Below are 16,863 nucleotides of genomic sequence, written 5' to 3'. Positions count from 1 at the left end.
TGACGTCACGTAATGCGACGCGCTTGTTTTTATCGGGTGGGGGACATCGGCAAATCCTGCGGTAACCGCACCGGCCCCCCTTCCAGGAAGGGACGTCGTGATCCAGTCGGGAACCGAAGAAATGCCATAGTCCAATTGAGGCAAGAGACGGCGGGAGAGTCAATCAAAACAGGCGTGTATATACGTGATTTCCGCCATGCGCCTGGCGAAAATCTGCGCAAGCTTATGAAATACGGAAGTTTTCGCCCAGGTAGACCCGGCGCACGTTTTCGTTTTCCACCACTTCGTCGGGTGTGCCGGACATCAGGACCTGACCGTCATGCAGGATGTAGGCACGATCCACGATCTCTAGTGTTTCGCGCACGTTGTGATCGGTGATCAACACGCCGATTCCACGCTTTTTCAGGTCCGCAACCAGATGGCGAATATCCCCGACGCTGATCGGGTCGACACCTGCAAAGGGTTCATCCAACAACAGATATTTCGGGTCTGCTGCCAAACAGCGCGCGATCTCGACCCTGCGGCGTTCACCGCCCGACAAGGCCAGCGCGGGTGCGCGGCGCAGGTGTTCGATCGAGAAATCGGACAACAGTTCTTCCAGCCGCTCCTTTCGGCGGTGAGCATGGTTGACGGTAATATCCAGAACGGCGGCGATATTGTCCTCGACACTCATGCCACGGAAAATCGACATCTCTTGCGGCAGATATCCGATCCCAAGTCGCGCACGGCGATACATAGGCAGCGTTGTGACAACCTGACCGTCAATCGTAACAGTGCCGGCCTCAGGAAACACAAGTCCCGCGACCGAGTAGAATGTGGTGGTCTTGCCTGACCCGTTCGGACCCAACAGCGCCACCACCTCGGATCGACCCAAGGTCATGGAAACGTCGCGTATCACCGTCTTTTTTCGGTACGACTTGCGAAGTTTTTCGATTTTCAGGCCAGACGCGCCTTCGGCTACCGTCAGGTTTGGCTGAGCCATCAGTTGGCCCCCTGCTGCAGGATGGTCTTCACGTTGCCGGTCATCGTCGCTTTGCCGGTGGTCAGGTTGGCGTTCATCTGGTCGCCGCTGATCGTGCTTGGACCCTGCAACAGTAGAACGTTGCCCTTCATGACGATCTCACCTGAATCGATGGTGTATTCCGCCCAGTCGCCTTCGGCCGCATCCGGAGGGCTGACCAGAATCACATCTTCGGTCGCTTCCATCCGTTCGATGCCTGAACGGTCTTCGTTATAAATGACTAGCACGCGTTCCGCCGTCAGGCGCATTTCGCCCTGAATGACGATCACGTTCCCCAGAAACTCGGCCGAGCCGTCTTCCTGATTTACGTTCAGCTTTTCCGAGGTTACCTCGACCGGCAGGCTTGGGTCGGCATTGGCCGAACCGAAAGCAACCTGAGTTTCCTGCGCTGTCGCAGAGATCGCACCAGTTACCAGAGCAGCGCTTACAAGGGCTAATCGAAAATAGAACACAGGTTATCTTTCTGCTTTTTGAGGCTCATACACCAACTTCACGCCATCTGTAAAAATAATATGGACCGGTCCATCTTTTTTTTCAGTCCCAAAAGTCATTCTGCCCGCAGTAAAATCACCAATAATACCGGTTCCGTCGACCTGACCGGGCGTGTCGCCCTGAATTTCGTCCAGCGCGGTGTTCAACAGATCCGTTGTGACGACGATGCCGTCCGTTGTTGTTATAACCACATCCCCGACAAAGGTAGCCGTATTCTTGTCCGGACGGATCATGCCAGAGTTGGAATCCAAAGTGATTACGCCGCCATTCAGCAGGCCAAAGCGGCCCCGAAATTCGGCCGCTGTTGGCGCTTCGCCCTCAGTACCCTGCGTTGCCCGGCTTGCCTCGATCTGAACGTCTTCGCCTTTGCGGGTCGTTCCTTGGTAGTTGGGCTGCGTCACCACCTGATCCGCCAAACGTTCATCGATATCCTGCTGGTTGAAGGGCACGGACACATTGGTTTCGATGCTGCGCGACAGCAGGAACACAGTCGACAGCATAGCGATAGCCACCAACGGCAGCACCACCTTGAAGAACTGTACCCTGCGTGAGTGTCCGTCCACCGCACTACCCTCCGCTTAGCCCAATCCGACGCGCAGGCAGTCGTGGATATGCAACAGCCCCTCGGCTGGGCCTTGTGTCTCGGGGTCGACCACGAACAGCGAAGTGATCTTGCGGTCGTTCATGATCGCCACCGCCTCTTCCGCCATTGCGTTCGGGGAAATGGTCAGCGGATTGGTGGTCATGACCTCTTTGGTGGTCTTGTCCAGAAGGCCGTCCATGTTCCGACGCAAGTCGCCGTCAGTCACGATGCCAATCAGGCGGCCCGTCTCATCCGTCACGCCGACAACGCCAAAGCTTTTCTGGCTCATGACCAGCAGCGCCTCGCTCATTGGGGTACCCTCAGACACAACTGGCAGATCAGCGTGCATCAAATCCCGCACGGTTGAAAGCTGCGCCCCCAGCTTGCCGCCAGGGTGGAAGGCGCGGAAGTCCTCAGGCTTGAAATCACGGTACTTCATCAACGCAATGGCCAAGGCGTCGCCCATCGCCAACGTCAAAGTGGTCGAGATCGAGGGCACCATGCCAAAACCGCAAGCCTCGCCCAGCGACGGGATCAACAAATGCACATCCGCCTGCTTCATCAGCGTGCTTTCCGGTTTGCTGGACAAACCAATCAAGGGAATGCCAAAGCGGCGGGTAAAGGCCAGCAGATTGACCAGCTCCGGCGCTTCGCCCGAATTGGAAATCGCCAGAACCACATCGCCTTTTGACACCATGCCCAGATCGCCATGGCTGGCCTCGGCCGGGTGCACGAAATAGGCGGGCGTGCCGGTGCTGGCCAGCGTGGCGGCAATCTTGTGGCCAATATGACCCGATTTGCCGATACCGCTGATGATGATGCGGCCCGGAGCCTGTAGGATCATCTGCACGGCTTCGGCAAAATCTTCATTCAGGCTTTCGCCAAGCACGTCCAGCGCGCGGGCCTCGTCGGTGATGACCTGACGTGCGGTTCTCAGGAATGCTTCGGTATCGGTCATGAGTGCGCAAAAATATCCGTTTCGGGCCAACCGGCGAGGTCCAGTTTCGCACGCATCGGCAGGAAGTCAAAACAGGCCTGCGCCATTTCGGTGCGGCCTTCGCGGGCCAAGCGCCCGTCCAACGCCTCGCGCAGTTGATGCAGGTACAGCACGTCCGAAGCCGCATAATCCAGCTGCGCATTTGTCAGGGTCTCAGCCCCCCAGTCGCTCATCTGCTGCTGTTTCGAGATATCGACACCGATCAACTCCTGACACAGGTTCTTCAGCCCGTGTCGATCCGTATAGGTGCGCACCAGCCGACTGGCGATTTTGGTACAATAGACCGGAGCGGCCAACGCGCCAAATGCGTGGTACATCGCAGCAATGTCGAAACGGCCAAAGTGGAAAAGCTTTAGCACGTCAGGGTTTTCCAGCATCGAACAAAGGTTCGGGGCCTCGGTCTGGCCTATTTCGACCTGAACAATATGGCTGTCTCCGTCGCCGCCCGACATCTGGATCACGCACAGCCGGTCCCGATGCGGGTTTAGCCCCATAGTCTCGCAGTCAATGGCCACAACAGGGCCCATATCCAACCCGTCCGGCAGGTCGTTTTTGTAAAGATGGTTTGCCACGGGGCTTGTCCTTTGTCCGGTATCGCCCCCGAGATAGGAGGTTTGGTCTCTAAACTCAACGCTATCCATGACAGTGCGGCAGGGACCCGCAGGTTACGTTGACCATATCCCTATGGGGGGGATAGGGTTATTGCATGGCACAGTACAAACACGAATCGCACCCGCAGATCCATGCGCGTCTGAAACGCGCACACGGGCATCTGGCCCGGGTAATATCCATGCTTGAAGATCAAGAGCCCTGCACCGACATCGCACAGCAACTTTTTGCGGTTGAAAAGGCGATTACCAACGCCAAACGGGCCTTGATCCACGATCATATTGATCACTGCCTATCACCAACGACCGCAACCAAAGACCCGGACGTAGATGGCTTCAAAACCATCACAAAGTACCTCTGACCGATGCTGAGCATCCTGAAGAACCGCGTCTATTGCCATTTACTGGCGGCTCAGGTGGTTGCGTTGATGGGAACCGGGCTGGCGACGGTTGCCTTGGGGTTGCTCGCCTTTGATCTGGCCGGTGACGCGGCGGGTATGGTTCTGGGAACCGCCCTGACCATCAAAATGGTGGCCTACGTGGTTGTCGCCCCGCTCGCCGCTGCGTTTGCGGAACGACTGGATCGACGCAAAATGTTGGTGGTGCTAGATCTGGTGCGTGCCGCCGTTGCGCTTTGTTTGCCGTTCGTGACCGAGATCTGGCAGATCTATGTGCTGATCTTCCTGCTGCAATCGGCCTCTGCCGGTTTCACCCCTGCTTTTCAAGCCACGATCCCGGATGTTCTGACAGATGAGCAGGACTATACCAAAGCTCTGTCGCTGTCTCGGCTGGCCTATGACCTCGAAAGTCTGCTCAGTCCCGCTCTGGCTGCAGCGCTGTTGTTGATCATGAGCTTTGACAGCCTGTTCTGGGGCACGAGCTTTGGGTTCGTTGCCTCGGCAATCCTTGTCGTGTCGGTCGCCCTGCCTTCGCCCAAACCGACGAAACGGAGGGGGGTTTACGACCGTACAACCCGGGGCATTCGCCTATACCTTGGTACGACACGGTTGCGCGGCTTGCTGGCGCTGACGTGGACTGCCGCGTCACTCAGCGCGATGGTCATCGTCAACACTGTCGTCATCGTGCGCGCTGATCTTGGGCTGTCGGAAAGCGCTGTGGCCGTAGCATTGGCCGGGTATGGGGGCGGCTCGATGGTGGCGGCCTTCATCCTGCCGTCTCTTCTGAACAACTACGAGGATCGCAGCGTTATGCTGGCTGGTGCAGCATTCGGGACACTTACGATGGCCGTTGCAGCGGGGTTGTTCGCCTCGACCCAGATGACTTTGTGGGGGCTCGCAGTGTTATGGGCAGGTGCTGGCTTTGGCTATTCAGCCACTCTGACACCCTCCGGCCGTCTGCTGACACGCACGGCCCGCCCGGAAGACCGACCAGCAGTTTTCGCCGCGCAGTTCACCCTGTCCCATGCCTGCTGGCTGGTACTGTACCCGATGGCCGGGTGGCTGATGACCACCAAAGGAACCGAACAGACATTGATCTGGATGACTGTGGCGGCCCTTTTGGGGCTTGGTGTTGCGCTTCTGATCTGGCCGCGCTCCAGGCAGAAAATCACGTCGGGCGAACACGCTGACAAACCTTGAGCATCCCAAGGTATTTGCACTACACCTTGGCCCTATGGATCAGCTTGACCGCCGCATCATCACAGCCCTGCAGCACAACGCCCGCGAATCTACGACTAAGATCGCGGCGAAACTCGGTGTGGCCCGGACCACCGTGCATGAACGCATCCAACGGATGGAAGAACGCGGCGTGATTGCCGGGTATTCGGTGGTTCTGAGCGAGCCCGAAGACGCCCCGCGCGTTCAGGTCGTTGTCTTGCTTGAGGTTCAGCAAAAAGAGACCAAACGTATTATCAAGCGGCTGGAAACTTATCCCGAGGTCAAACTCTGCCTGTCGATCAATGGGGAATTCGACCTGCTGCTGTCCGCCGAAGCCCCCAGGATCGAGGATCTGGACATTCTGGTCGACGAATTGGCAAAGATCCCCGGGGTTTTGCGAACCAACACCAGTGTCGTGTTCGGCCGCCGGATCGACCGAAACTGAGCGGCCGATAACCCTCTGTAAACCCTGACACAGCTAGCTTGGCCCGGACTGATCAGAATCCCGGACCGGCAGAATGCCATATCGAACGATCTTAGGACTGACCTTGGTGACGCTGTTGGCTGCGCCGCAGGGTTTTGCCATGCCCAACACCCGAACAGCCCGCATCTGCGACCACGCCGCCCAGCGCGCCGCCCGGTCCGAAGGTGTGCCACAAGATGTCATGCGCGCCATTGTCCGCGTTGAAACGGGCCGCACAGCTGACGGGGCACTGCAACCCTGGCCCTGGACGATCAATGTTGAAGGAAAGGGCATTTGGTTCACCTCAGAGTTCGAGGCAAAATCATATGTGTTCGACATCTTCAAAGCAGGCAAACGCAGCTTTGATATCGGGTGCTTCCAGATCAATTACCGTTGGCACGGCAAGGCGTTCCGCTCGATCGACGCCATGTTCGACCCAGATGAAAACGCCACATATGCCGCGCGGTTTCTGAAAGATCTATATGCCGAGCTGGGCTCGTGGAAAGCTGCCGCCGGGGCCTATCACTCGCGCACACCCGCTTTGGCGAACGCCTATGTGGCGCGTTTTCAAACCGTTCTGGCTCAGTTGGATCAGCAAACTCCAAACGCATTTGCGACGCGCGATCCGTTTACCGGGGCTGCCGATCCATTAATTCCACGTCGGGCAGAGCCTGCCAACACTGGCGCGATGGGATCGCTAGTACCGGTGGCTGGTGCCGCGACGGCCTTCATACAGTTCAACTAGGAGCTTTGTGTGCCCAAGATCGACGCCCGTTCGCTTTTCTCTCCGACCGTGCTGCTGGCGCTGGCGTTGATGACTGTCATCGTAATGATGATCCTGCCTATGCCCGCATGGGTTCTGGATGTTGGCCTGTCCGCCTCATTCGCGCTGGCGATTCTGATCTTCACACTGACGTTGTTCATCGAACGCCCGCTGGATTTTTCGTCATTCCCAACCATCCTGCTGGCCTCGCTGATGCTGCGACTGTCGCTGAACGTGTCCTCGACCAAGCTGATCATCGGTCAGGGGCATACCGGCCCTAACGCAGCCGGAGATGTGATCGAAGGCTTTGCGAACTTCGTCATGGGCGGCAGCATCTTTCTGGGCCTTGTCGTGTTTGGTGTGCTGCTGATCGTGAATTTTATGGTCATCACCAAGGGCGCGGCCCGCATGGCCGAAGTCGGCGCGCGATTTGCTCTGGACGGAATGCCCGGCAAACAGCTGGCCATCGACAGCGACATGTCCGCCGGGGCCATTGATCATCAACAAGCGAAAGAGCGCCGCGAACGTGAACAACAGGAAACCACGTTCTTCGGCTCGCTCGACGGGGCCTCGAAATTCGTCAAAGGTGATGCGGTTGCCGGGCTGTTGATCACGCTTCTGAACCTTGTGATGGGCCTGATTATGGGCGTGATCGTGCAGGGAATGCCCATCTCTGCCGCGTTTGAGACCTATGCCATTCTGACTGTTGGCGACGGACTGGTCTCGCAAATTCCCGCCGTGATCATCTCGATCGCTTCGGCACTTTTGCTAGCGCGGGGCGGAACCCAGGGTGCGACCGACAGCGCGATCTTCTCCCAACTGGGGCGCCACCCTGCGGCGCTGGGCACAGTGGCGATGCTGATGGTGTTATTTGCGTTGGTGCCCGGCCTGCCCTTTTTGCCCTTCATCCTTGGCGCAGGCGTTCTGGGCTATGCGGCCTATTCGGTGCACCGCAAACAGAAGGCCGAGGCCGACGCGGAACATGCGCCCTCGACGCAGGATGAGACCCCGGTCTCGCAGGCCATCGGGGACATTCTGGATCTGGACGACGTCCACCTGGAATTCGCCCCTGATCTTGTCAGCATGGTTCTCAACCCTGGCACCGGGCTGGACGCACGAATTGCCAATATGCGCACATATGTCGCCTCAGGCTTTGGACTGATCCTGCCTGACATCCGCCTGACCGACCGGGCGGAACTTCCACTGGGAACCTATGTGATCAAGGTACAGGGGGTCGAACAGGCACGCGGTGTTCTCAACCCTGATCTGGTACTGGCGCTGGTGCAGGACGGCCATGACATGCTGCCTGAAGGCAATGATGTGACCGAACCTGTTTATGGCGCTCCGGCGCGCTGGATTCTACCAAAGGATCAGGAAGCCGCGGCGCTGAGCGGCGCGACCATCGTTTCTCCCCCCGAGATTTTGGCGACACATCTGCTTGAGATCATCAAACAGAACTTCGCGCGGCTGCTGACTTTGAAATGCCTGCGCCGCCTGCTGTCCGAGATGACACGGCTTAGCGATCCGGTTCGGGCCGAAGCGAACCGCAAGCTGCTGGACGAGCTGATCCCGGACAAGGTGCCAATCGACACGTTACATTCTGTTTTGCGCCTGCTGCTGGAGGAAAAAGTCTCGATCCGTAACATGGCCCTGATCCTTGAAACTGTGGCCGAGGCGCGCTTGACCACGACGCAACCCGAAGGGATTTGCGAGTTGGTCAGGCAAAGATTGGGATTCCAGTTGGTTGCCGACATGAAGCGGGGGGACGGTTCCATTCCGCTGATCCAGCTTGCGCCTGAATGGGAAGACACGTTTGCCTCGTACCAGATCGACGCGCCCAACGCTGGATTGGATGTCGCCCTGCCGCCGAACCTGTTCAACAAACTGGCAGATGGTGTCGTCGAAACCGTCTCGCAATCCGCCGATCACGGGGTGTTCCCGGCAGTCGTAACCTCAACCCGCCGACGTCGATTGCTGCGCACGATCATGCAGGCGCGGGGGGTGTCGAATCCGGTCCTGTCCTTTGAGGAAATCGGGCTCGAGGCCAGACCCGCATTGGTCGGAACGATACCCGCATGATCGCTGTGCCTCCAGCGTTGCTGCCGGAACTGGCAGATGGTCTGTGGCACCTCTTTGCCGTCTTCCTGCGCGTGTCGGCGCTGGTATCGCTGTTACCCGCCTTCGGGGAACGCAGCATTCCAACCCGCGTCAAGCTGGGGATCGCCGCGGCATTTACACTGATCGTGACGCCCGCCGTTCCAGCGCCTGACCACGGGCAAGGGTTATTGCCTTTGGCGCGGATGATTGGCTCCGAAACACTTGTCGGGCTGGCACTGGGCATTGGACTGCGCCTGTTCGTGCTGGCCTTGCAAACTGCGGGGTCCATCGCGGCACAATCGGCATCTCTGTCGCAGATTCTGGGCGGGGCCGCTGTCGATCCTGTTCCTGCAATGGGATATCTGTTGACACTCGCAGGTCTGACATTGGCGGTTCTGCTAGGCCTGCACATCCGCATCGCGCAATTTCTGATCCACAGCTACACGCTGTTTCCAATGGGCGTTGCTCCGCTGGCACCGGATATGTCGCAATGGGGCGTGAAACACATCGCGCGCAGTTTTGGTCTAGCGTTCAGCCTGGCCATGCCCTTCGTCATCGCGTCGCTGATCTATAACCTTGCGCTTGGGGTCATAAACCGGGCGATGCCTCAGTTGATGGTGGCCTTTGTCGGTGCCCCCGCGATCACCTTCGCGGGTTTGTTTCTGCTGTTTGCTGGCATCCCTTTGATCTTGTCAGTGTGGTCCGATGCCTTGTTCGCCTTCATTGTGAACCCGCTTGGGGTCAAAAGATGAGCGGTCAGGACGACGACAGTGACAAGTCCTTTGAGGCGACACCGCAAAAGCTGCAGAAAGCGCGCGAAAAAGGGGAAATCGCCAAGTCCAACGACCTGAACGTTGTGGCGGCCTATGTCGGTTTGCTGGTTGCTATGCTTGCTGCGGGGCAATTCGCGGTGCGCAACATAGGAACGTTGTTTGTCGTGTTGATTGATCAGGCAGATGATTTTGGCCAACTGCTGACAACAGGTTCGGCGTCCAGCCCCGTCGGGGGGATGCTGCAGACGGCTGCATTGTCTGTTTCGATCCTGTTTGGCCTGCCCGCCGCCGCCGTCCTGCTCAGCCTGATTTCACAACGTGCGCTGGTTTTTGCGCCCACCAAGCTGAAACCCAAGATGTCGCGCATTTCGATACCGTCCAATGCCAAGAACAAATTCGGGCGCAGCGGCTTGTTCGAATTTGCCAAGAGCTTTGCAAAACTGGTGATTTACTGCACATGCCTGGCGCTTTTCCTGCGGGCCAACCTCAGCGAGATTCTGTCCGCAAGCGCGACTCAAGCCCAGTCTTCAGTGATGCTTATGATGAATCTGCTGTTTCGGTTCATGTTCATCGTCATTGCGGTGGCTCTGACCATCGGTGTGGTCGACTACATCTGGCAATACGCCGAACACATGCGCAAGAACCGGATGTCGCGCAAGGAAATCCAGGATGAGACAAAAGATGCCGAAGGCGACCCGCATGTAAAACAGCAACGTCGTCAGCGCGCCCAGGATATCGCAACCAATCAAATGATGGCCGAGGTGCCAAAAGCCGATGTCGTGATCGTGAACCCAACCCATTTTGCCGTCGCGCTGAAATGGTCCCGGACCGCCGGATCGGCACCTGTTTGCGTGGCCAAGGGCGTGGATTCAGTTGCAGCCGCCATTCGCGAGGCCGCCGGGCAGGCCGGCGTCCCAATCCACCCGGATCCGCCAACAGCACGTGCATTGCATGCCACGGTCGAGATCGGGCAGCAGATCTCGGAAGAACATTACCGCCCCGTTGCCGCCGCGATCCGGTTTGCTGAGGCAATGCGCAAACGGGCGAAGGAGCAGATCTGATGAAACGCAAGCAGCTGCAGGATCTGGCAAAAGTGACCGAAGCCGCGTTTCAGCGAGAATTCCAATCCCTGCGCCCGTTGCTCGAGGCCGAGGCACGGGTACAACAACAATTGGCCCGACTTGACGCCCAAGTCCAACAAACCCGGCAAGAGACAGCGTCTGCGGAAGGTTACCGTATTACCGGAACGGATGTTCTTTGGAACGGGTGGGAATCGGCGGCACGCAGACAGCTCAACATGCAGCTTGCGCGGTTACGAGCACAAAAGCTGACAGCCCTTACGAATCTGCGCGTCGCATTCGGGCGCAAGCAGGCGGTTTCCAATTTATGCAAAAAACCCAATAAGGACTTGCCCGTGATCTAACCAGGGCCGGTCGACCCGTCACGTATCCTGACGGTTCACACTCATGATCAGAACCTTTGAAACATCGTCCCCTAAATCCTTGCGCGCCTCATCCAGCAACGCCTCGCGTAAGACCCCCAGGTTATCCGAGCGGGTGAAGTTCCCGTCAAAACCACCGGTATTGGCGTGGTCGAACAGTACCTGTAAAAAGCGGTCACGCAGTTTGGGTTCCGAGGCATAGAACGGCTCGGCCATTCCAGGTGTGACCTCAAGGCTTAGCGACATGGTGACAAGTGCAGCAATCCGATCCGATTCCACGATCGGAACCACGAATTGCTTGGTCAGCTTCAGATACTCATAAGAACCCAAACCGTCCTTTTTGTCCGCTTTGCCGGATTTTTTTGCCGTGGCTTTCGGGTCTTTCTTCTTAGTCTTGTCTTGTTTTGACTCGACGTTCATATCTTTGGCACCTTCTGCCTTTTTGTCCGAAGGGGCCAGAAACACGCCTGCCGCAATGCCACCACCCAAGCCCGCGAAAAGAAGGACGACCGGGATCAGTATTTTCATCACTCCCTCCCCTCAGAATGGTAGAATGGAATCCAGAATTTGCTGCCCGTAACGGGGCTGCTGAACGTCAGTGATCTGACCGCGACCACCGTAAGACACACGCGCCGACGCGATCTTGTCGTAGGTAATCTCATTCTGACGCGAGATATCCTGAGGGCGCACATAGCCCGCGACCAAAAGCTCACGCAGTTCAAAGTTGACGCGCAATTCCTGCGAGCCCGAGATCGAAAGCACACCGTTTGGCAAAACATCAATCACGGTCGCGGCCACCCGCAATGTCAGCTTTTCTTTTCGCTTCACTGATCCTTTGCCTTTGCTGGTCGACGAGGAATCGATCGACACGGCTTCGTCCAGGGATGCGCCATTTGGCAGGTGCTCGGCCGCGCGTTGCGGTAAGCCAAACAGCCCCGGCACCTCAAGACTTTCCGAGCCGCTACGGGATCGGTTGGTGTCATTCGATATCTCGGCCTTTTCGTCCAGCTCGATCACGACCGTCATGATGTCCCCTTTCTTGATCGCGCGCTGATCTCCCAGCAGAGACTGCTGACCACCGCTCCAAAGCGAGGATTTGTCGACACTGCGCGCCGGCTGCGTATGCAAAGGCAAGCCGGGCCAAAGCATCGCCACATGTTCCGGCGACTCATCATTGGACGTAAAGCTTGGTGGTTTGCCAAGGTGATCCACACGGCCACAGCCCGACAAGGTGAGAACGGCAACCAACAGAGTTTTAGGAAGTACTGACATCATTTTACCTCGATCTGGCCGTTCGACCGGATACGTCCGGTTACGGTTGTGCGTGACGACAGGTTCATGACCCGGATTCGATCCCCGACCGCGCCACGGCCCAACGCGCGACCCTCGGCGGTGATGGACAGGGGGCGGCGGTCAAAAACAAGAACGACAAGATCGTTTCGATCCACAATTGCAGGCGGACCGAAATCGCCCTCACGAATAGGACGCCCGGGGTAGAGGGCGACGCGCGCCTCTTGCCCAACAAGAAAGTCCACATTGCTCACCGCGTTTGGAACCATCTGATCCTTGGTTTCCAGGTCAGTGGCTGAAATGATTTCCTTGGCCCGAATGGTGCGTTTCGACACCACAATTTCAGCCATTGCCGGGATCGGAGCCGTCAAGGCCAGAACAAAACTCAGAGCCCGCATCACCGCACCTGCGTCGTTGCGCCCATCATCTGATCGACGGCGGATATGACCTTGGCATTCATTTCATATCCTCGCTGTGCCTCAATCAGTTCGGTAACCTCGCGCACCGCATCGACCGAACTGTCCTCGAGATAGCCCTGCCGCAGCGTGCCCATCCCATCCTCTCCGGGTGCGCCAACCACGGGCGCGCCCGAAGCTTCGGTTTCTTTGAACAGGTTGCTGCCAATCGCCTCGAGCCCCTTGGCGTTGGAAAAACTGGCCAAAGTGAACTCTCCCAGCAGTTGCCCCTCTGGCGCGTCATCGAAATAGGCGTAAACTTCACCCGCGGGGTTAATCGAGATCGACCGCGCATCGTCGGGAATGGTGATCTCGGGCGCTACGGCAAACCCGTCCGATGTTACGATCAGCCCCTCGGCTGATCGTTTCAGGCTGCCATCGCGGGTATAGCCGGACTGGCCGTTGGGCAGCGTCACTTCCAGATAACCGCGCCCTTCGATGGCGATGTCCAGATCGCTTCCGGTGGCTGACAAAGCACCCTGCGATAGCTGCACGGTCACCGCCGCCGGGCGAACCCCAAGACCTAACTGGATACCTGTTGGCAAAACCGTACCGTCATTGGCATTGACCGCGCCTGCTCGTGCCATCTGCTGATAGTGCAGATCGGCGAATTCGGCGCGCCTTGCGTTGAAACCCGTGGTGTTCATATTCGCAAGGTTGTTCGAGATCGTCTCGACTCGCATCTGTTGCGCCGTCATTCCCGTCGCCGCGATTTTTAAAGCCCGCATGTCAAATTCTCCTTGTACAAATCAGCGCATCAGCGCCTTGAGCGCACCGCGCACACGTTCGTCTTCGGCCTCCAGAAAGCTCTGCCCCAATTCATAGGCGCGCTGGATCTCGACCATGCGCGAGACCTGGGCGATGGCATTCACATTCGATCCTTCGAGAAAACGGTGAACGACCACAGGTTCTTCGACTGGTTCAATATCGCCCTCGGCCCGAAACTGCGTGCTGCCTTCGCGCACCAGTGTTTTGGGATCGGCAACGCGGTAAACACCGATTTGTCCCAGCAATTGCCCGTCGAAACTCAGCGTACCGTCGCTGCCGACATCAATGGTTGCCGCGTCCGGCGGGATAAAAACGGGCGCGCCATTGCTATCCAGCACACGGTGCCCGTCCATTGTCACCAGATCTCCGTCCGCGTTGGATGAGAACGCACCAGCTCGGGTCAGACGGTTGCCCGCGGGGGATTCAACCATAAAGAACCCATCCCCTTCGATGGCGAAGTCGAACTGCCCTCCGGTTTCGGTCAGCACGCCTTGCTGCAGCGACGTATTGCGCACTTCGGCGCGGCTCATGGACAGGGACGGGTTTCCGGACATATCGCGTACGAATTCCGAGAAAACCAAACCTTGCGCGCGGTAGCCGGTGGTGTTGGCATTGGCGATATTGTTCGCCACCAGGCGCATTTCGTTCATCAGACCCGATTGCCGGGACAGGGTGACATAGGCGGTATCCATCAGCGACCTTCTGCGATTAAAGGGATCAGTGTTCCTGCGAAGAACGTGACCAGCGTCTGGGTCATGAAGCCCATTGAGATCCAGAACACGATGACGATGGCGATCAGCTTGGGCACGAAGGTCAGCGTCATCTCCTGCACCGAGGTCAGCGCCTGGAACAGGCCAACGATCAGGCCCGAAACCAGCGCCACCGCCAGGATCGGAACCGAGGTGATGACCGCGACCCAAAGCGCCTGACGTACGATGTCATAGAACAGACCTTCGCTGAGCATTGCGTCAGACCGGCATCCGCAGGATTTCCTGGTAAGCCTCGACCACCTTGTTGCGCACGATCACAGCTGTTTCCACCGCCAGTTCGGTCTGCGCCAGCGCCTGCACCAATGCATGCGGATCGGCCTGCCCGGTCATTGCGGCCTGCGACATCTGCTCGGACTGTTTCAGCGTCGCGGCAAAGTCCTGAAACCCTGCCCGCAGCCCCTGGGCCATTCCGGCATGGTCTGGGTCAGCTTGCGTTGCGGGGCGCGCGCCCGCATAACTCTGGGCCGCATTGATTGCTCGGATATCCATTTTGGTGTCCTTTATTTTCTAAGAAGGTCCATCAGGCTCGACGACATCTGACGAGTCTGATCGAACATCTTTAGGTTGGCTTCGTAACTGCGTTGCGCCTCGCGGGCGTCGGCGATCTCGATCATCAGATCGACGTTCGAGCCACGATAGTGACCCGTGTCATCGGCCATCGGATGACTTGGGTCGTAAATGCGAAACAGCGCGCGGCGGTCCAGCTTGACCCGCCCAGCCTGCACCATTTCGTTGCCGCCTTTGTTCACGGCCTCAAACGGAACCGTCTTGCGCCGATAACCCGGCGTATCCGCGTTCGAGATGTTTTCGGACACATGGCGCAAACGCGCGGCCTGTGCGCGCAAGGCGCTGGCAGAGGCCGTCAGAGAATGGGAAAAGTCACTCATCCTATGGCCCCCTTATGCCCGGCCGACGCTGCTGCGCAGAATGTTCATTGAAGATTTGTAGATCGCCAGGGCACGGTCATGCTGACGCTTGACCTCAACGCCTTTTAGCATCTCTTCCTCGACAGAAACGCCATTGCCATTTGGGTCACCCGAAGGCGAGGCTTCAATCTCAGCCCAAGGTTTTGGGCCGCCAATACCGTTGAGGTGACCCGCCCGCGTCGCAGCCATGGCGACCTCACGACCCGAGCTTTCGAAGGCTTTCTGAAAATCCTCGATATCGCGGGGCTGGTAGCCTGGCGTATCCGCATTGGCCATGTTTCGTGCAATGACGGATTGCCGTTGCCCGGCATGGGTTGCCATTGCGTACGCGGTCTTAAAGACGTTCAGGTCATAGAACATCGGGGCTTCTCCCTCGATCAATTTCAATCAAGGCTTAACCCCGATTCCTTTAAAAACCGTTTTCAGAAACCGTTGGAGAACCCACGATGTCCGATCTTGACCCGATGCTTTTGAAATGCGAATTCGACCGCCTTACTGCCATGCACCATATGGGACGAGTGGCCAGTGTCGCGCGCGGGGTCATAGAGGTTGAGGGCCTCGAAACCCATGCCCGGATCGGGGATCATGTGACTTTACGCCGACGCAATGGGCCGGATCTGGCAGGCGAAGTTCTACGTGTCGAATCGGGTATGATCCACGTGCTGCCCGCCATGGCACCAGACGGGGTCTGCCTTGGCGACAGGGTGATTCTGCTGCAAACACCCGCCTTTGCGCCGGGTATGTACTGGTTGGGACGGGTGATTGACCCGTTCGGTCAGCCGCTGGACGGAAAACCGCTGCTGCAGGGCATCCAAACGTACGACATCATGCGATCCCCGCCAGCGGCAGTCGATCGCAAACCTCTGGGTGGCCGAATGGAAACTGGTCTTGCTATGCTGAACACCATGCTGCCATTGGTTCAGGGACAGCGCGTTGGTTTGTTTGCAGGTTCGGGCGTGGGAAAGTCCACTTTGCTGGCAACTCTGGCGCGATCTATGCAGGCGGATGCAGTCGTCGTCGCGCTGGTGGGTGAGCGTGGGCGCGAGGTCAACGAGTTTGTCGAACATGCACTGGGTTCCGAGGTAATGAAGCGGTCAGTCGTTGTGGCCGCAACGTCTGATCAGTCCGCCTTGGCCCGCCGCCGATGTGCCTGGTCCGCGATGTCGGTGGCAGAATACCTGCGCAATCAGGGTCTGAACGTGCTGTTTCTGGCGGATTCGGTCACTCGGTTTGCCGAGGCGCATCGTGAGATTGCCGTGGCTATGGGCGAACGGCCTTCGCTGCGCGGATTTCCCCCTTCTGTAACCCCTTTAATTGCCGCCCTGTGCGAGCGGGCCGGGACAGGCACGGAAGAGCAGGGCGACATCACAGCAGTGTTCAGCGTTCTGGTTGCAGGATCTGATATGGATGAACCCATTGCCGATATCCTGCGTGGCGTTCTGGACGGCCACATTGTCCTGAGCCGTGAGATCGCCGAACGCGGCCGGTTTCCGGCCATTGACCTGAGCCGCTCGGTCTCGCGCAGCCTGCCGAGTGCGGCCACGGCGGAAGAGAACCTGTTGATATCCCAAACCCGCCGACTGGTTGGCAGCTATGAGCAATCCGAAGTTATGATCAGGGCCGGGCTTTACTCCGAGGGCGCGGACCCACTTCTCGATCAAGCGGTGCGTGTTCATGATGACCTGGACGGCTTTTTTGCCAAACCCGAAACGGAAGACATCCAGAACAGCTTCAACCACCTGCAGCTGATCCTGCGTAGGGCAGGAACCGTTTTGGCTCAGTAGAGATATCTCGACAGTT

General features: G+C 58.0%; 23 protein-coding genes. 9 read left to right on the top strand and 14 right to left on the bottom strand.

What is annotated here, in order from left to right; genetic code table 11:
• Positions 1 to 223 precede the first annotated feature (223 nt).
• Genes lptB through AC2FFP_RS18005 form a run of 5 tightly spaced genes read right to left on the bottom strand, consistent with a single transcriptional unit; the run spans position 224 to position 3,665 of the window.
• On the bottom strand, positions 224 to 982 hold the full coding sequence (gene lptB / locus AC2FFP_RS18025; RefSeq protein ID WP_058272996.1) for an LPS export ABC transporter ATP-binding protein: 759 nt from the start codon (positions 980 to 982) through the stop codon (positions 224 to 226).
• On the bottom strand, positions 982 to 1,473 hold the full coding sequence (locus AC2FFP_RS18020; RefSeq protein WP_058272997.1) for an LptA/OstA family protein: 492 nt from the start codon (positions 1,471 to 1,473) through the stop codon (positions 982 to 984). Before AC2FFP_RS18020 ends, lptB begins: the two co-directional genes overlap by 1 nt.
• A 3-nt stretch (positions 1,474 to 1,476) precedes the next feature.
• On the bottom strand, positions 1,477 to 2,076 hold the full coding sequence (gene lptC / locus AC2FFP_RS18015) for an LPS export ABC transporter periplasmic protein LptC (protein ID WP_058272998.1): 600 nt from the start codon (positions 2,074 to 2,076) through the stop codon (positions 1,477 to 1,479).
• 15 nt (positions 2,077 to 2,091) lie between these two features.
• The gene (locus AC2FFP_RS18010) at positions 2,092 to 3,054 is read right to left on the bottom strand and encodes a KpsF/GutQ family sugar-phosphate isomerase (RefSeq protein WP_109311279.1); all 963 of its coding nucleotides are present in this window, start codon (positions 3,052 to 3,054) and stop codon (positions 2,092 to 2,094) included.
• Complete coding sequence (locus AC2FFP_RS18005; RefSeq protein ID WP_496881319.1) at positions 3,051 to 3,665, bottom strand: ribonuclease D; 615 nt, start codon at positions 3,663 to 3,665, stop codon at positions 3,051 to 3,053. Before AC2FFP_RS18005 ends, AC2FFP_RS18010 begins: the two co-directional genes overlap by 4 nt.
• A 134-nt stretch (positions 3,666 to 3,799) precedes the next feature.
• Between AC2FFP_RS18005 and AC2FFP_RS18000 the strand changes: the two genes are divergently transcribed.
• From AC2FFP_RS18000 to AC2FFP_RS17965, 8 genes are all read left to right on the top strand, one after another.
• Positions 3,800 to 4,063, top strand: coding sequence for a metal-sensing transcriptional repressor (locus tag AC2FFP_RS18000; protein ID WP_496881318.1), 264 nt, complete (start codon positions 3,800 to 3,802; stop codon positions 4,061 to 4,063).
• A gap of 3 nt (positions 4,064 to 4,066) precedes the next feature.
• Positions 4,067 to 5,299, top strand: coding sequence for an MFS transporter (locus tag AC2FFP_RS17995; protein ID WP_496881317.1), 1,233 nt, complete (start codon positions 4,067 to 4,069; stop codon positions 5,297 to 5,299).
• Positions 5,300 to 5,333: 34 nt separating this feature from the next.
• On the top strand, positions 5,334 to 5,762 hold the full coding sequence (locus AC2FFP_RS17990; protein ID WP_109311283.1) for an Lrp/AsnC family transcriptional regulator: 429 nt from the start codon (positions 5,334 to 5,336) through the stop codon (positions 5,760 to 5,762).
• A 73-nt stretch (positions 5,763 to 5,835) separates the two neighbouring features.
• Positions 5,836 to 6,525, top strand: a complete 690-nt coding sequence (locus AC2FFP_RS17985; RefSeq protein WP_496769637.1) for a lytic transglycosylase domain-containing protein — start codon at positions 5,836 to 5,838, stop codon at positions 6,523 to 6,525.
• Between the two features lie 9 nt (positions 6,526 to 6,534).
• The gene (gene flhA, locus AC2FFP_RS17980) at positions 6,535 to 8,622 is read left to right on the top strand and encodes a flagellar biosynthesis protein FlhA (RefSeq protein WP_496726689.1); all 2,088 of its coding nucleotides are present in this window, start codon (positions 6,535 to 6,537) and stop codon (positions 8,620 to 8,622) included.
• Positions 8,619 to 9,392, top strand: coding sequence for a flagellar biosynthetic protein FliR (locus tag AC2FFP_RS17975; protein ID WP_496779925.1), 774 nt, complete (start codon positions 8,619 to 8,621; stop codon positions 9,390 to 9,392). Before flhA ends, AC2FFP_RS17975 begins: the two co-directional genes overlap by 4 nt.
• A complete protein-coding gene (flhB, locus tag AC2FFP_RS17970; RefSeq protein WP_496779923.1) occupies positions 9,389 to 10,474 on the top strand; it encodes a flagellar type III secretion system protein FlhB in 1,086 nt (361 codons plus the stop codon). The genes AC2FFP_RS17975 and flhB overlap by 4 nt, the downstream gene beginning before the upstream one ends.
• Positions 10,474 to 10,836: a hypothetical protein gene (locus AC2FFP_RS17965; protein WP_496779921.1), complete on the top strand. Its 363-nt coding sequence runs from the start codon at positions 10,474 to 10,476 to the stop codon at positions 10,834 to 10,836. The genes flhB and AC2FFP_RS17965 overlap by 1 nt, the downstream gene beginning before the upstream one ends.
• Before the next feature lie 18 nt (positions 10,837 to 10,854).
• Here the strand turns inward: AC2FFP_RS17965 and AC2FFP_RS17960 are convergent, their stop codons facing one another.
• From AC2FFP_RS17960 to AC2FFP_RS17920, 9 genes are read right to left on the bottom strand one after another with little or no spacing between them, the layout of a single operon-like run.
• A complete protein-coding gene (locus AC2FFP_RS17960) occupies positions 10,855 to 11,382 on the bottom strand; it encodes a flagellar basal body-associated protein FliL (RefSeq protein ID WP_496845073.1) in 528 nt (175 codons plus the stop codon).
• A 12-nt stretch (positions 11,383 to 11,394) separates the two neighbouring features.
• A complete protein-coding gene (gene flgH, locus AC2FFP_RS17955) occupies positions 11,395 to 12,126 on the bottom strand; it encodes a flagellar basal body L-ring protein FlgH (protein ID WP_496769625.1) in 732 nt (243 codons plus the stop codon).
• Positions 12,126 to 12,542 carry a flagellar basal body P-ring formation chaperone FlgA gene (gene flgA, locus AC2FFP_RS17950; protein WP_496769622.1) on the bottom strand — a complete coding sequence of 139 codons (417 nt, stop codon included), beginning with the start codon at positions 12,540 to 12,542 and terminating at the stop codon, positions 12,126 to 12,128. Before flgA ends, flgH begins: the two co-directional genes overlap by 1 nt.
• A complete protein-coding gene (flgG, locus tag AC2FFP_RS17945; RefSeq protein ID WP_496769620.1) occupies positions 12,542 to 13,327 on the bottom strand; it encodes a flagellar basal-body rod protein FlgG in 786 nt (261 codons plus the stop codon). The genes flgA and flgG overlap by 1 nt, the downstream gene beginning before the upstream one ends.
• Before the next feature lie 21 nt (positions 13,328 to 13,348).
• A complete protein-coding gene (locus AC2FFP_RS17940; protein WP_496881316.1) occupies positions 13,349 to 14,059 on the bottom strand; it encodes a flagellar hook-basal body complex protein in 711 nt (236 codons plus the stop codon).
• A complete protein-coding gene (locus tag AC2FFP_RS17935) occupies positions 14,059 to 14,331 on the bottom strand; it encodes a flagellar biosynthetic protein FliQ (RefSeq protein ID WP_496769616.1) in 273 nt (90 codons plus the stop codon). The genes AC2FFP_RS17940 and AC2FFP_RS17935 overlap by 1 nt, the downstream gene beginning before the upstream one ends.
• Positions 14,332 to 14,335: 4 nt before the next feature.
• Positions 14,336 to 14,626 carry a flagellar hook-basal body complex protein FliE gene (gene fliE, locus AC2FFP_RS17930; RefSeq protein WP_113789169.1) on the bottom strand — a complete coding sequence of 97 codons (291 nt, stop codon included), beginning with the start codon at positions 14,624 to 14,626 and terminating at the stop codon, positions 14,336 to 14,338.
• A gap of 11 nt (positions 14,627 to 14,637) precedes the next feature.
• Positions 14,638 to 15,024, bottom strand: coding sequence for a flagellar basal body rod protein FlgC (flgC, locus tag AC2FFP_RS17925; protein WP_496769614.1), 387 nt, complete (start codon positions 15,022 to 15,024; stop codon positions 14,638 to 14,640).
• 12 nt (positions 15,025 to 15,036) lie between these two features.
• Complete coding sequence (locus AC2FFP_RS17920) at positions 15,037 to 15,423, bottom strand: FlgB family protein (RefSeq protein WP_496881342.1); 387 nt, start codon at positions 15,421 to 15,423, stop codon at positions 15,037 to 15,039.
• Positions 15,424 to 15,527: 104 nt separating this feature from the next.
• On the opposite strand from AC2FFP_RS17920, the gene AC2FFP_RS17915 reads away from it, so the two are divergent.
• Positions 15,528 to 16,847, top strand: coding sequence for a FliI/YscN family ATPase (locus tag AC2FFP_RS17915; RefSeq protein WP_496881341.1), 1,320 nt, complete (start codon positions 15,528 to 15,530; stop codon positions 16,845 to 16,847).
• Positions 16,848 to 16,863 lie beyond the last annotated feature (16 nt).

It is taken from the genome of Ruegeria sp. YTSC004, from assembly GCF_059609805.1.
The sequence above is the reverse complement of the archived record's forward strand: the minus strand, read 5'-3'. Positions and strand labels throughout refer to the sequence as shown.

Coding starts and splice junctions, on each gene's coding strand:
- flgG (WP_496769620.1), bottom strand. CDS start 13,327: ATGCGGGCTTTAAAAATCGCGGCGACGGGAATGACGGCGCAACAGATG.
- AC2FFP_RS17990 (WP_109311283.1), top strand. CDS start 5,334: ATGGATCAGCTTGACCGCCGCATCATCACAGCCCTGCAGCACAACGCC.
- AC2FFP_RS17985 (WP_496769637.1), top strand. CDS start 5,836: ATGCCATATCGAACGATCTTAGGACTGACCTTGGTGACGCTGTTGGCT.
- flgH (WP_496769625.1), bottom strand. CDS start 12,126: ATGTCAGTACTTCCTAAAACTCTGTTGGTTGCCGTTCTCACCTTGTCG.
- lptB (WP_058272996.1), bottom strand. CDS start 982: ATGGCTCAGCCAAACCTGACGGTAGCCGAAGGCGCGTCTGGCCTGAAA.
- fliE (WP_113789169.1), bottom strand. CDS start 14,626: ATGGATATCCGAGCAATCAATGCGGCCCAGAGTTATGCGGGCGCGCGC.
- flhB (WP_496779923.1), top strand. CDS start 9,389: ATGAGCGGTCAGGACGACGACAGTGACAAGTCCTTTGAGGCGACACCG.
- AC2FFP_RS18000 (WP_496881318.1), top strand. CDS start 3,800: ATGGCACAGTACAAACACGAATCGCACCCGCAGATCCATGCGCGTCTG.
- flgC (WP_496769614.1), bottom strand. CDS start 15,024: ATGAGTGACTTTTCCCATTCTCTGACGGCCTCTGCCAGCGCCTTGCGC.
- AC2FFP_RS17995 (WP_496881317.1), top strand. CDS start 4,067: ATGCTGAGCATCCTGAAGAACCGCGTCTATTGCCATTTACTGGCGGCT.
- AC2FFP_RS17975 (WP_496779925.1), top strand. CDS start 8,619: ATGATCGCTGTGCCTCCAGCGTTGCTGCCGGAACTGGCAGATGGTCTG.
- AC2FFP_RS17940 (WP_496881316.1), bottom strand. CDS start 14,059: ATGGATACCGCCTATGTCACCCTGTCCCGGCAATCGGGTCTGATGAAC.
- AC2FFP_RS17935 (WP_496769616.1), bottom strand. CDS start 14,331: ATGCTCAGCGAAGGTCTGTTCTATGACATCGTACGTCAGGCGCTTTGG.
- AC2FFP_RS17965 (WP_496779921.1), top strand. CDS start 10,474: ATGAAACGCAAGCAGCTGCAGGATCTGGCAAAAGTGACCGAAGCCGCG.
- AC2FFP_RS18010 (WP_109311279.1), bottom strand. CDS start 3,054: ATGACCGATACCGAAGCATTCCTGAGAACCGCACGTCAGGTCATCACC.
- AC2FFP_RS17915 (WP_496881341.1), top strand. CDS start 15,528: ATGCTTTTGAAATGCGAATTCGACCGCCTTACTGCCATGCACCATATG.
- AC2FFP_RS17920 (WP_496881342.1), bottom strand. CDS start 15,423: ATGTTCTATGACCTGAACGTCTTTAAGACCGCGTACGCAATGGCAACC.
- AC2FFP_RS17960 (WP_496845073.1), bottom strand. CDS start 11,382: ATGAAAATACTGATCCCGGTCGTCCTTCTTTTCGCGGGCTTGGGTGGT.
- flgA (WP_496769622.1), bottom strand. CDS start 12,542: ATGCGGGCTCTGAGTTTTGTTCTGGCCTTGACGGCTCCGATCCCGGCA.